The sequence below is a fragment of the Nocardia aobensis NBRC 100429 genome (genome assembly GCF_000308375.1).
Taxonomy (GTDB): Bacteria; Actinomycetota; Actinomycetes; order Mycobacteriales; family Mycobacteriaceae; genus Nocardia; species Nocardia aobensis.
On sequence record NZ_BAFQ01000063.1, the window covers coordinates 21,660 to 35,201 of the forward strand.

General features: G+C 68.8%; 10 protein-coding genes. 3 read left to right on the forward strand and 7 right to left on the reverse strand.

Annotated elements, in window-relative coordinates:
- Positions 1-26: 26 nt before the first annotated feature.
- From RJ03_RS08720 to RJ03_RS08750, 7 genes are all read right to left on the reverse strand, one after another.
- The gene (locus tag RJ03_RS08720; RefSeq protein WP_036499954.1) at positions 27-1,043 is read right to left on the reverse strand and encodes an NADP-dependent oxidoreductase; all 1,017 of its coding nucleotides are present in this window, start codon (positions 1,041-1,043) and stop codon (positions 27-29) included.
- 44 nt (positions 1,044-1,087) lie between these two features.
- A complete protein-coding gene (locus RJ03_RS08725; RefSeq protein WP_036499956.1) occupies positions 1,088-1,957 on the reverse strand; it encodes a CHAD domain-containing protein in 870 nt (289 codons plus the stop codon).
- A complete protein-coding gene (gene pip / locus RJ03_RS08730; RefSeq protein WP_036499958.1) occupies positions 1,954-2,916 on the reverse strand; it encodes a prolyl aminopeptidase in 963 nt (320 codons plus the stop codon). Before pip ends, RJ03_RS08725 begins: the two co-directional genes overlap by 4 nt.
- Positions 2,916-3,362 (reverse strand): hypothetical protein, encoded by a 447-nt coding sequence (locus tag RJ03_RS38290; protein ID WP_232329310.1) that lies wholly within the window; start codon positions 3,360-3,362, stop codon positions 2,916-2,918. Before RJ03_RS38290 ends, pip begins: the two co-directional genes overlap by 1 nt.
- Positions 3,363-3,468: 106 nt before the next feature.
- Positions 3,469-4,362: an aminoglycoside phosphotransferase/kinase family protein gene (locus RJ03_RS08740; RefSeq protein ID WP_036499962.1), complete on the reverse strand. Its 894-nt coding sequence runs from the start codon at positions 4,360-4,362 to the stop codon at positions 3,469-3,471.
- 65 nt (positions 4,363-4,427) lie between these two features.
- A complete protein-coding gene (gene glnA / locus RJ03_RS08745; protein WP_030515350.1) occupies positions 4,428-5,765 on the reverse strand; it encodes a type I glutamate--ammonia ligase in 1,338 nt (445 codons plus the stop codon).
- 73 nt (positions 5,766-5,838) lie between these two features.
- The gene (locus RJ03_RS08750) at positions 5,839-7,389 is read right to left on the reverse strand and encodes an alpha/beta hydrolase (RefSeq protein WP_086007212.1); all 1,551 of its coding nucleotides are present in this window, start codon (positions 7,387-7,389) and stop codon (positions 5,839-5,841) included.
- 205 nt (positions 7,390-7,594) lie between these two features.
- Between RJ03_RS08750 and panB the strand changes: the two genes are divergently transcribed.
- The 3 genes from panB (at position 7,595) to RJ03_RS08765 (ending at position 13,401) form a co-directional block, all read left to right on the forward strand.
- Entirely contained in the window at positions 7,595-8,458 is an 864-nt protein-coding gene (gene panB, locus RJ03_RS08755; protein ID WP_086006860.1) for a 3-methyl-2-oxobutanoate hydroxymethyltransferase, read from the forward strand.
- Positions 8,459-8,640: 182 nt separating this feature from the next.
- Positions 8,641-11,649: a bifunctional [glutamine synthetase] adenylyltransferase/[glutamine synthetase]-adenylyl-L-tyrosine phosphorylase gene (locus RJ03_RS08760; RefSeq protein ID WP_036499966.1), complete on the forward strand. Its 3,009-nt coding sequence runs from the start codon at positions 8,641-8,643 to the stop codon at positions 11,647-11,649.
- 378 nt (positions 11,650-12,027) lie between these two features.
- On the forward strand, positions 12,028-13,401 hold the full coding sequence (locus tag RJ03_RS08765) for a bifunctional lysylphosphatidylglycerol flippase/synthetase MprF (RefSeq protein WP_036499990.1): 1,374 nt from the start codon (positions 12,028-12,030) through the stop codon (positions 13,399-13,401).
- Positions 13,402-13,542: the final 141 nt, after the last annotated feature.

The following is a 13,542-nucleotide window of genomic DNA, read 5'->3' on the forward strand; positions in this document are numbered from 1 at the left end:
ATCCTTTCCGCCGTCTCACCTCGTCCTCAACGCGCCAGCCGCACCACAACCTTCCCGGTGTAGCGCCCCCGGACCGTATCCAGCAGTGCGCGCGGCGCGTTCTCGAGTCCGTCGACGACGGTTTCGGTGCGCACGATGTCTCCCGCTGCCGTCCACTCCCGCAGCTTCCGGCCGAATTCGGGGGCCAGGTCCAGGTGGTCGAGAGTGGTGAATCCGCGCAACGTCAATCGCTTGCCGATCACGGCCAGCAGATCACCTGGACCGGCATCCGGCTCGCCGCCCGCGCGCTGCCTGGCCAGCGCCCCGCAGAGCGCGATGCGTCCGCCGACATTCATCACCTCGATCGCCGCACGCAACTGGGCGCCGCCGACCGTGTCGAAATACACGTCCACGCCGTCGGGCGCCGCGGTCCGCAGCCGATCGACGAGAGGTTCGTCGTGGTAGTCGACAGCGGCGTCGTAGCCGAGATCGTCGACGATGTGGGCGGCCTTGCGCGCTGAGCCGACGCTGCCGACGACGCGACCGGCGCCGAGCAGTCGAGCGATCTGCCCGGCCAGGCTCCCGGTCGCACCGGCGGCGCTGGAGACGAAGACGGTGTCGCCGGCGCGCAGGCCGGCGACCACGGTCAGCCCGACATAGGCGACCAGACCGAAGCCCAGATATCCCGACGGCGAGGGATAGGCATCCGGATCCACCACGCGCACCGTCCGCGCATCGGCGAGGGCGTGTTCGCGCCAACCGAGCCGATGCAGGACCAGCGCGCCCTCGGGCACGGCCGGATCGCCGGATTCGATCACCTCGCCGATCGCGTCGCCGGACAACGCTTCACCGATCGCGAACGGCGGCATCGGAATTCCGGGATAAGCGCCGATCTGCATGAGGCTGCCGGGGTCGATCGACATGAAGAGGTTGCGGATCAGCACCTGGCCGGCCACAGCGGCCGGCATCGGATGATCGACTGTTCGGAAATCGGTGAGTTCGGGAAACCCATCGGGGCGAGCGGCCAGGTGGATCGAACGGGTGGTCGCGGTAGTGGAGGTCATGTCGCGACCGTAGGGATTGACGTATACGTGAAGGTCAAGCCCGATCAGGACAGGTAGTCGTAGTTCAGGAATTCGATGAGGGTCGGGTACTGGGCGAGGGCGGTGCGGGCGGCTTCCACTTCGGCGGCGCACAGCAATTCGTAGGGGGCGGTATCAGCGCCGTGGCCGCGCACGATCTCGGCGCGGGCGGTGATGGTGGCCAGCGCCTCGATGGCGTCACGGTGGTCGCCCAGGACGCCCTGCACCTTCTTCGCGCGGCGGGCCAGGTCCTCGGCGGGGCCGTCGAGGACATCGGTGGCGGCTTCGGCGCTGTAGCGTAAACGCTTGGCGGCCTTGCGGATATCGTGCAGCGCCTCCACGCGGTCGGGCTCCTCGACGTCTCGTTCCGCGTCGACGCGGGCTTTCAGCCGGCGCAGGTCCGCGCGCACGGCCGCGGTGAACACACGATCGGCGTCGCGGCGGGCGCGCTTGCGGCGCAACGGCGGATCGGTGCGCAGGCCGACCACCCGCGCCCGCAGCAGCGCATAGCGCTCACCGTCGAGTTCGCGCAGCACGGTGTGGTGGGCGTCGGTGTAGGCCGCGCGTTCCGCGCTCACCAGCCGGCGCCCGAGATGGCGTTGCACATCAGGGTATTCGTCCAGCAGCGCGGCGAACCGGTCGGCGCGCACCTCGGCGTCGCGGGCGATGCCGAGCAGGCCCGCCAGCCAGCGCAATTCGGCGCGGATCGCGTCTATCTCGTCGCGGTGGAACACTTTCCGATAGGACCGCAGCACCGACCGCAACCGGCGGGTGGCGACCCGCATCTGATGGACCGAATCCGATTCGTCGGCGCGGACCTTCGGTTCCGCGGCCAGCAGCCGGTCCACGTCCTCGCCGAGGGCGGCGATGACGGCGGGACCGGCTGCCCCGCTCATCGCCGATCCCGGAATTCGTCGGTGGCCTCGATCAGATGATGGGTGGTGCCGGGTTCGGCGGCGGCATGTCCGGCATCGGCCACCAGATGCAATCGTGAACCGGGCCAGGCACGGTGCAGATCCCAGGCGCTGACCGCCGGGCAGACGACATCGTGGCGGCCCTGCACGATCACCACCGGAATATGCGCGATCCGGTCGATATCGCGCAGCAACTGGCCCTCTTCCAGGAATCCGCCGTGCACGAAGTAGTGGTTCTCGATGCGGGCGAAGGCCAGTGCGAAGCGCGGTTCGGCGGATTCGGCGACCCGTTCCGGTTGCGGCAGCAGCGAACTCGTCGCGCCCTCCCAACTGGACCACGCCACCGCGGCAGCCGTCGCCACCTCGTCGTCGGGGGAGTGCAGCAGCCGGTGATAGGCCGCCACCAGATCCCCGTCGCGCTCGGCCTCCGGAATCGGCGCCAGGTACTTCTCCCACTCGTCGGGGTAGACGAATCCGGCGGCGCCGTTGTAGTACCAGTCGATCTCCTTGCGCCGCAACAGGAAAACGCCCCGCAGCACCATCTCCGTCACACGCTCGGGATGGGTCTGGGCGTAGGCCAGCGCCAGTGTCGAACCCCAGGACCCGCCGAAGACCTGCCAGCGCTCGATACCGAGATGGGCGCGCAGCCGCTCGATATCGGCGACCAGATGCCAGGTGGTGTTGACCTCCAGGCTCGCCCCATCGGCCACGTGCGGCGCCGAACGCCCGCACCCGCGCTGATCGAACAGCACGATCCGGTAGGCGGCGGGATCGAAGAACTGCCGGTGCGTCGAATTGGTGCCGCCACCCGGGCCGCCGTGCAGGAACACCACCGGCTTGCCCTCGGGGTTGCCCGACTCCTCCCAGTAGAGGTGCTGCCCGTCGCCGACGTCGAGCATGCCCTCACGGTAGGGCTCCAGCGGCGGGTACAGGGTGCGCATCAGAAGGCGATTCCGGAGGCGAGATCGGGCAGCTCCAGCGCCTGCAGCGCCTGAGTACGAGTATCCGAGCAGGTCTTGGTGGTGATCCGGTCCACCACCGCCTTGTCGCCGAGTACCGCGAGGTTGATGCCGCCGTTCTCCGCGGCCCACTGATGCACCGTGATGTTGAGCGCCACCTTCCCCAGCGTCGGGCCCTGCACCCGCCAATCCGACAGCTGCGGGGAGATGGCGTCGCACAGCTTCTGCGCGACCGGGTCGGGAACCTGCACGGGACTGGTCTGTCCCGGTTTGGCGGTGACGCCGGCCGAACCGCTGGGACGCGCGGCCGTCGACGTCGCCGAGGCGCCGGATTTCTCGGGCCCGGCCGAACCCGTGCTTGCGCCACCACATCCGGCGACCAGCGCGACGGCCAGCGCCGCACCGACGGCGAGCGCTCCGCGAGTCATCCAACGGCTCTGCGACATCTGTTCCCTTTGTTCGATTCGGAGTTCATCCGACGTTCCTTGCTGTGGACCTACGAGTCTGCCACCTCGCCGCGGGTGGCCGGGTGGCTCAGGCGAAGTTCGCGCGCAGCTGGTCCAGCATCTCGGTGACGAAGGGCGCGAACCGTTCGGCCGGTCGGCCCGGTGCGGTGTCGATGGTCAGCCACGAATGCAGGGTGGTCAGGGGCGCCAGGCGTTCGGCCAGCTCGATCTCGCGGTCGGTGACGGTGGCCAGTTCACGCCAGGCGTCGAAATAGGCCGCTCGCCGCGGGTCCCGGAAGGTGCGCACGGACAGGAAGGGATGGGTGAGCAGTGCGTCGCCCCAGTCGAACACCGCGGCGGTGGTGCGGAAGACGTGGCCCGGATACAGGTCGTTGTGTTCCACGCTCAGCCGGTCGTACTGCGCGAGTTCGGCGGCGGCCGACTCGATCGCGTACTCCAGTCCCGGCGCGCGATCGGCGAAATGGCGGTAGACCTCGATCAGGCGGGCCGGTGGCAGGTGCGGAGTTCCGGTGTCGCGCAACGACTCCGCGTGCGCGCACAGGGTGTGCTGCATGGCGGCATAGGAGCGCAGCACCGAGTCCCAGCCCGGCGGCCGTGGCGGCGGCGCGCCGGTGCCGTCGAGGGCGAACTGCCGGTCGAGCGGTCCGGTTCGCATGGTCTCGCCACCGTCGGGTCCCAGGAACCATCCGTTCTCACGGTGTACCGCAAGGGGTTTGGGCGCCGAACCCGGCACGAGCCGATCCAGCGCCTCCAGCAGCGGGCCCTCGTGGGCGAACGCGCGCGCGCTCGCCTTCGCCCAGACGGCTCCGGCGTCGGTGTCGATGCGCGCGAGCAGCGTCCAGTCCCGACGCCGCATCTCCTGCGCGCCGGTCACGGTCAGTCTCAGGTTCCCGAGTTCCGCGGTGGCCCAGTCGATCAGCGGTTGCAGTGCTTGATCGGCCACCGATACAGGCGCGTTCACCGGGACAACCTAACCTGCTCGCCGATCGTCGGTGCGGGCGGCCGAAGCCGGTCTCGCACAGCCGATCACAGCGTCAGGTACTCGCCCAGCTCCCACGGTGTGACCTGGGCGCGGTAGGTGGCCCACTCGTGGCGCTTGTTGCGCAGGAAGAAGTCGAATACGTGCTCGCCCAGCGTTTCGGCGACCAGCTCCGACCGTTCCATCGCCCGCAGCGCCTCGTCCAGGGTCGAGGGCAGCTCGCGGAAGCCCATCGCGCGGCGTTCGGCGGTGGTCAGCGACCACACGTCGTCCTCGGCCTCGGGCGGCAGCGTGTACCCCTTCTCGATACCGCGCAGGCCCGCGGCCAGCAGCACCGCGAAGGCCAGGTACGGATTGCAGGCGGAATCCGGGCTGCGGATCTCGACTCGCCGCGAGGACTGCTTGTTCGGCGTGTACATCGGAACGCGGACCAGCGCAGAACGATTCGACCGGCCCCAGGACGCGGCGGTCGGCGCCTCACCGCCGTGGATCAGGCGTTTGTAGGAGTTCACCCATTGGTTGGTGACGGCGCTGATCTCGTTGGCGTGTTCGAGAATGCCGGCGATGAACGCGCGGGCGGTCTCGGACAGGTTGTTCGGGTCGTCGGGATCGGCGAAGGCGTTGTGCTCACCCTCGAACAGGCTCATGTGGGTGTGCATGGCCGAACCCGGGTGGTCGGAGAAGGGTTTGGGCATGAACGAGGCCCGCACGCCCTCGTCGATGGCCACCTCTTTGATGAGGTAGCGGAAGGTCATCACGTTGTCGGCCATCGACAGCGCGTCGGCGTAGCGCAGGTCGATCTCCTGCTGGCCGGGTGCGCCCTCGTGGTGGCTGAACTCCACCGAGATGCCCATCGATTCGAGCGCGTCGATGGCGTGGCGGCGGAAGTTCGGCGCCTCGTCGTGCACGGCCTGGTCGAAGAACCCGCCGTTGTCGGCGGGCACCGGGCGGCCGTCCTTGAGAGCCGAACGGATCAGGAAGAATTCGATCTCCGGATGCACGTAGCAGCTGAAGCCCAGGTCACCGGCCTTGTTCAGCTGCCGGCGCAGCACGTGGCGCGGATCGGCCCACGACGGCGATCCGTCGGGCATCGCGATATCGCAGAACATGCGCGCCGAATGCTGATGGCCCTTGCTGGTGGACCAGGGCAGCACCTGGAACGTCGACGGATCGGGCTTGGCGACCATATCGGCCTCCGACACCCGGGCGAAGCCCTCGATCGCCGAGCCGTCGAATCCGATGCCCTCCTCGAAGGCGCCTTCCAGCTCCGCGGGGGCGATCGCCACCGACTTCAGATATCCCAGGACGTCGGTGAACCAGAGTCGCACGAAGCGGATGTCCCGCTCCTCGAGCGTCCGCAGCACGAATTCCTTCTGGCGATCCATACGCGCGAGCGTAGGCACCCGCGGTTAAATCCGTGTTACATCGTGCAACAACCGCCGGTCCGCATGTGTGGCGTCAGCCGCAGGTGAGCCCTTCCGGCGGTGTCTTCAGGTCCGTGAGGTAGGCGAACACGGCATCGTCGACGCACGGCACGCCGCCGGAGAGGAACGCGGTGTGCCGGGTTCCCTTGTTGGTGATCAGTGCCGCGCCCAGCTGATGGGCCAGATCGACACCGGCCTGATACGGCGTGGCCGGATCCGCGGTCGTGGAGATGACCACGGTCTTGGGCAGGCCGGGTGCGGAAATGTCGTGCGGGGAGCCGCTGTTGGGCACGGGCCAGAACGCGCACATCTCGAGCGGCGCCTGCCCGGTGGCGTGGCCGTCGTCGAGGAACGGGGCAACCTTGCGGTATTCCGCGTCCTGCTTATCGGTTTCGGTGCGGTCCTTGATGGCGGGATCGTCGACGCAGTGGATGGCCAGGAACGCGTCCTGCGAATTGTCGTAGCTGCCGTCCTTGCTGCGGCCGTCGTAGAGATCGGCGAGCTGCAGCAGGATGTCGCCCTTCCCCTTGGCCAGCTGAGCCAGGCCCGCGCTCAGCACATTCCAGCTGTCCTCGGCGTAGAGGGTGTTCTGCACACCGGTGACGGCGTCGCTGTAGGTGAGGCCGCGGCCGTCGCGGGTCTCGGCCGGGTGGTCCCAGAGCGGGTTGACCAGATCGTGGAAGCGGGCCACCGCCTGGCTCGCGTCCTGGCCGAGCGGGCAGTCCGGTTTGCTCGTACAGTCGGCGGCGTAGGCGTCGAACGCCTTCTGGAATCCGGCGGCCTGCTGCACCGATTCCTTCTCCGGATCGGCGTCCGGATCGAGAGCGCCGTCGAGCACCATGGCCCGCACCTTGTCCGGGAACTTCTCGGCGTAGGTGTAGCCGAGCCGGGTGCCGTAGGAGTAGCCGACGTAATTCAGCTTGTCGTCGCCGAGCACTCCCCGGATGATGTCCATGTCCTGCACGACCTCGCGGGTGCCGACGTGGGCGAGGAACTCGTTGCCGGTCTTCTCGGTGCAGTGCGCCGCGAAATCCTTGTTCTCCTGCTCGGCGGCCGCGATGCCGGCGCGGGTGTAGTCCTTGGGCGGTTCGGCGCGTTGCGCATCCCACTGCTGCCCGGTCAGGCATTCGATCAGCGGTGTGGACGCGCCGACGCCGCGCGGATCGAAACCGATCCGGTCGAACCGCTGCGCGAGCGGGGTGTCCTGGCCCTGCGCGGCCATCCACAGTCCGGCCTGGCCGGGACCGCCCGGGTTGAACAGCAGCGATCCGATGCGTTGCCCGGTCGCCTTGATCCGGGACACCGCGATCTGCGCGGTCGCGCCCTCGGGCTTGTCGTAATCGATCGGCACCGAGATGTGCGTGCATTCGGTGCCCTGCGGGAATCGGGTCGAGGAATCGCCGAATCCGTCACAGCTACCCCATGAAGGAACTTGGGCGTAGTACTTCTGCAGCGCGGCCGGACTCGGCGCGGACGGCGGGGCGACGGGGTGATTCTTCGACGTCGACGAGCAGGCGGCGGCCACACACATCAGGGCCACCGCGGCTGCGACGCGACCGGATCGCGACAAGGACATGCGCGCCATCCTTCCATCTCCGCCTGTGTTCCTCGGCTGTGTCCGCGGCGGCCCCGTGGTTACGCAGGCTGTCTCCTCCGGCCACGTCGCTCCTACCGCTGTGACGAATCCCATCCCGGGCACGCCTTAAATGCGGCCCTGTCGCGGTGGCAGACTGGACGGGTCATAGCAACCCGGGGACCCGATCGGGCCTCGAGGACAGACGAAAGGGACGATGATGTCCGCTGCTCAGGACAATCCTGCTTCCGAAACCACCGCTTACGGCGCCGCACCGACAACTTCCCGGCGGAAGACGCGAGTACAGCACCTGCAGCAATGGAAATCCGCGGGCGAGAAGTGGGCGATGCTGACCGCCTACGACTACTCCACCGCGAAGCTGTTCGAAGAGGCCGGCATCCCCGTGCTGCTGGTTGGCGATTCGGCGGCAAACGTGGTCTACGGCTACGACACCACCGTGCCGATAACGATCGAGGAACTGCTGCCGCTGGTGCGCGGCGTGGTCCGCGGGGCGCCGCACGCCCTGGTGGTGGCCGACCTGCCGTTCGGCAGCTACGAGGGCTCTCCGGAACAGGCGCTGGCCAGCGCCACCCGCTTCATGAAGGAGGGTGGTGCGCACGCGGTGAAACTCGAAGGCGGAGAACGGGTTTCCGAGCACATCGCCCGGCTCACCGCCTCCGGCATCCCCGTGGTGGCGCATATCGGCTTCACTCCGCAGAGCGTGAACACCCTCGGCGGCTACCGCGTGCAGGGCCGTGGCGACGGGGCCGAACAGCTGATCGCCGACGCCATCGCGGTGCAGGAGGCCGGCGCCGTGGCCGTGGTGATGGAGATGGTGCCCGCCGAGCTGGCCGGTCAGGTGACCAACAAGCTGACGATCCCGACCGTCGGCATCGGCGCCGGCAGCGACTGCGACGCCCAGGTCCTGGTCTGGCAGGACATGGCCGGCTACACCAGCGGCAAGACGGCCAAGTTCGTCAAGCGCTTCGGCCGCGTGGGTGACGAATTGCGCAGCGCCGCGGCGGAATACGCGCGCGAGGTGGCGCAGGGGACCTATCCGGGCCCGGAACACAGCTTCTGAGGATCGGGGCGACCGCGGGCTGCGTGCGCGTGGCCTGCGGCCGACCTACTTCACCGCGGCCGCACTGCGGTGGACGGATCGGCGGCGAGGAATCGGGCCTCGGCGAACGTCGGCCGAGCGCTCCCGCCACCGCCGCGAGCAGGCAACTTCCGCATGCTCGGCCGTAACGGTAATTTGAGAGAATGGTCCGGCCACCGACTGCACGTCCCGCAGTGCCCGGTGCCGGTCGGCTGGGATTGCTGGAGCCGACGGCAGCCGCGTCGTTACGAGAGCTCGCCTGGGACAATGTCGACAGTGTTTCGTTGCTGTGGGCGTTGTCGCGGTCGCCGGACGCCGATCTGGCGCTGCTGACCCTGGTCCGCCTGCGCGAGGCGCTCGGGTCCGATTGGGCCGCACTGGATTCCGCGGTGCGCACCGATCTGCCGTTGCGTGGCAGGCTGTTCGCGCTGATCGGCTCGTCGAGCGCGTTCGCCGATCATCTGGTCGCGGATCCGGCGAGCTGGCAGCTGCTGCGGCGGGAACTGCCGAGCACGCGGGAGATCCTCGACGATCTGCTCGACGTGGTCGGCGCCACGCCCGAGACGGGGCCGAACGCCGCCCCGATGCTCTATCGGGCCGCCCACGCCGGTCCCGACGCGATCGCCCTGCTGCGCAAGCGATATCGGGATCAGCTGATGGTGCTGGCCGCCCACGATCTGGCCGCCACCGTCGAGAACGAGCCGGTGCTGCCGTATCAGCAGGTCGGCAACCATCTCACCGATCTCGCCGATGCCGCACTCACCGCCGCGCTCTCGGTGGCGGTGGCGCGGATCTGCCCCGACGAGCCGGTTCCGGTCCGGCTGGCGGTGGTCGCGATGGGCAAATGCGGTGCGCGCGAACTCAATTACGTCTCCGATGTCGATGTGGTGTTCGTCGCCGAACCCGCCGACACCACCGCGACGCGGCTGGCCGCGGAGATGATGGGCATCGCGGGCAGCGCGTTCTTCGACGTCGATGCCGCGTTGCGCCCGGAAGGCAAGGCCGGCGCGCTGGTGCGCACCCTGGATTCGCACACCACCTACTACAAGCGCTGGGCGCGCACCTGGGAATTCCAGGCGCTGCTGAAGAACCGCCCCGCCACCGGCGATCTGGAACTCGGCAGGCAGTACGGCGAGGCGCTGATGCCGATGGTGTGGAGCGCCTCGGAACGACCGGATTTCGTCTCCGACGTGCAGGGAATGCGGCGCCGGGTCGAGAGTCTGGTGCCCGAGGACATGCGCGAGCGCGAACTGAAACTCGGCCACGGCAGCCTGCGCGACGTCGAATTCGCGGTGCAACTGCTGCAGTTGGTGCACGGTAAGGCCGATGAATCGCTGCACGTGCCGGGCACGGTCGAGGCGCTGACCGCGCTGGCCGCGCGCGGCTACGTGGGCCGTGACGATGCCGCCAACCTCACCGCCTCCTACGAATTCCTGCGCCTGCTCGAGCACCGCCTGCAACTGCAGCGGCTCAAGCGCACGCACACCCTGCCCGCACCCGACGACGAGGAGGGGATGCGCTGGCTCGCCCGCGCGGCGCATATGCGTCCCGACGGCCGCCAGGACGCGGTCGGGGTGCTGCGCAGCGAGATCAAACGCAACACGCTGCGGGTGCGCCGGCTGCACGCGAAGCTGTTCTACCGCCCGCTGCTGGAATCGGTGGCTCGCCTCGACGCCGCCGCGTTGCGGCTGAGTCCGCAGGCCGCGGTCCGTCAGCTCGCCGCCCTCGGCTACGCCGCGCCGGAGAACGCCCTCGGCCACCTCAAGGCACTCACCGGCGAGGTGGGGCGCAAGGGTCGCATCCAGGCGCTGCTGTTGCCGACCCTGCTCGAATGGCTCGGTGACACACCGAATCCCGATGCCGGGTTGCTGGCCTATCGGCGGGTGTCGGAGGGCCTCGACGATCAGATCTGGTTCCTGCGCGAACTGCGCGACGAGGGCGCGATCGCGCAGCGGCTGATGATCGTGCTCGGCTCCTCGGCCTATCTGCCGGATCTGCTGATCAACGCGCCCGAGACCATCCGGATGTTCGCCGACGGACCCGACGGGCCGCTGCTGCTGAGCCCGAAGGCCGAGGACGTGCGTTCCAGCATCCTGGCCGGGGCCGCCCGCTACGACGAGCCCCGGCGTGCCGTCGCCACCGCCCGCTCGCTGCGCCGCCACGAGCTGGCCCGCATCGCCTCCGCCGATGTGCTCGGCATGCTGGAGGTGCCGCGGGTGTGCCGGGCGCTGTCGTGGGTGTGGGTCGCGGTGCTCGAGGCGTCGCTGCAGGCGGTGATCCGGGCCTGGGAGGCTGAGCACGCCGCGCCCGCGCCCGCGGATTTCGCGGTGATCGGCATGGGCCGGCTCGGCGGGATGGAACTGGGCTATGGATCCGACGCGGACGTGCTGTTCGTCTGCGATCCGCGCCCCGGCGCGGACGAGACGGTCGCGGTGAAGTGGGCGATCGGCGTGGCCGAACAGGTGCAGCGGCTCCTCGGCGCGCCCAGTACCGATCCGCCGCTGCAAGTCGACGCCGGGCTGCGGCCGGAGGGCCGCAACGGCGCGCTGGTCCGCACCCTGGCCGCGTATCGCGCCTACTACCAGCAGTGGGCGCAGCCGTGGGAAGTGCAGGCGCTGCTGCGCGCGCATCAGGTCGCCGGCAACGAGGAGCTGGGCCTGCGGTTCCTGCATTCCATCGATCCGGTCCGCTATCCCAAAGGCGGTGTCTCCGAGGAGGCCGTGCGCGAGATCCGGCGGATCAAGGCGCGAGTCGACTCCGAGCGCCTGCCACGCGGTGCGAATCCGGCCACGCACACCAAGCTCGGCCGCGGTGGTCTCGCCGATATCGAGTGGACCGTGCAACTGCTGCAACTGCAGCACGCGCACGAGTGTCCCGATCTGCACAACACCTCCACTCTCGAATGCCTCGCGGTGATCGAGCGCGAGAAATTGCTCGACGCCCTCGATGTGGAACTGCTGCGCGACGCCTGGCTCACCGCGACCAAGGCCCGCAACGCGCTGGTGCTGGTGCGCGGCAAACCCGCCGACCAGCTGCCCGGTCCCGGGCCGTTGCTCTCGGCCGTGGCCCGGGTCGCGGGCTGGCCGACCGACGACGGCAGCGAATTCCTCGACCACTACATGCGCGTCACGCGGCGGGCGAAGACGGTCGTCGAGCGCGTCTTCGGCGGGTGAGCGGGGCGTAGATCCGTCGCGGCCGGGTACGCGATGAACGACACCGATGCGTGATCGCGGCGGTTGCCGTGATCGCGGGGCTCACCGGGGGTGATAGGCGACGTTTTCGTGGACCGGCGATGAATTCCCGCGATACCAGCGGATCTGCGAGCCGATAACGTGTTGCGGGGAACAGACCGGGCGCGATAACGGTTGGTACGGAGTGTGGTGTGCCGTCGTCACCGTGCGAGGGGCGCCGCGGAGCCGGAACGAGCGTTCCGCATACTGTATCCGTACGCGACCATTCGGGAGGACCACCATGGTGAGGATGTTCGTGGACGTGCGCTACGCCCACCTGCTCGACGGCACACGCGATGCGCTGTGTGAGCGGAGACCGTGATGGCTGAACTCAATTCGGCCGTCACCGGTTACCGCACCTATCGGCACGCCGCCCTGAATCCGACCCGCGCCGTGCGGGTTCCGTTGATCGCGGTGCTGTTGCTGGTCGGGGTGGTGCTGCTCTACGCGGCCGACCGTGCCTCGCGCGAAGGTGTCAATCGCGGCTGGTTCGTGGCGGTGTCGCTGTCGGGCCTGTTCGTGGCGCGCGGTCTGCATCTGCGGCGGCCGATCACCCTGCCGCACTTCACCGTCGCGGTGATCGTGCTCGGGGTCTCCAACATCGCCTACCGCAGCGACCACGGCACGGTCGGCTTCGTCTGTCTCGCCTCGACAGGCCTGATCCTGATGTTGCCGCAGGGTTCGCGCCCGCAACCGGATCAGCAGCATCGCATCGCCGCACTGGTCGATCGCACGGTCGAGGATCCGCTGGCCCCGTTCGCCCTGCACTCGGCGAAATCCTATTTCTTCAGCGCGGATTCGAACGCCGCGATCGGATATCGCGCCCGCTTCGGCATCGCGGTGGTCGCGGGCGACCCGGTCGGCAACTGCGCCGAATTCGGCCGGCTCATCGCCGAGTTCTCCGAATTCGCCTCCGCCCACGGCTGGCGGATCGCGGTGCTGGGCGCCAGCCCCGCGGTCACCGAACTGTGGCGCACTCGCGCGGCCGATCACCATGGCCTGCACGCCATTCCGATCGGTCGCGACGTGGTGGTCGAGGTCGACTCCTTCGATATGGTCGGCCGCAAATTCCGCAACCTGCGCCAGGCGGTGAGCCGCACCCGCAACTTCGGCGTCAAGACCGAGGTGATCCCCGAACGCGAACTCGACCGCGAGATGCGCGAGACGCTGCTCGGCATCGTCGACGAGTGGGGGAGCGGACATCAGACCCGCGGTTTCTCGATGATCCTGGACCATCTGCTCGACGGCCGGAATCCGGGCATGCTCGTGGTGATCGCCCGCGACGGCGAGGGCCGGGTCGCCGGATTCCAGCGCTACGGGTCCTCCAATCACGGCAGCGAACTGAGCCTCGATGTGCCGTGGCGGCGCAAGGACGCCCCGAACGGCTTGGACGAGCGGATGATCGTCGACCTCGTCGACTACGGCCGCGACAACGACGTGCACCGCATCTCGCTGGCGTTCGCGGCCTTCCCCGAACTGTTCGCCGACAAGGAGCGGTCGCGCTCCGCACAGGCCATCTATGTGCTGGCCCGCACGCTGGACCCGTTGATCCGGCTGGAATCGCTGTATCGGTTCCTGCGCAAGTTCAACTCCTTCGGTAATCAGCGCTTCGTCCTCATCCGCTGGCGTGAGATCGTCTTCACCGCACTCGCGCTGCTGACCCTGGAATTCGTTCCGCACCGCAAACACGGCTGAGCTGCGATCACGCCAGATTGCCCTCGTAGCACAGGCCGGTTCCACGCCAGGTCGGTTGCGGCGCAACGGTTCCGCGGTCGAAGCGCCACGCGCTGACCGGTTCGGCGGCCTTCCAGAACAACCGGCCGTCGTGGCCGCGCA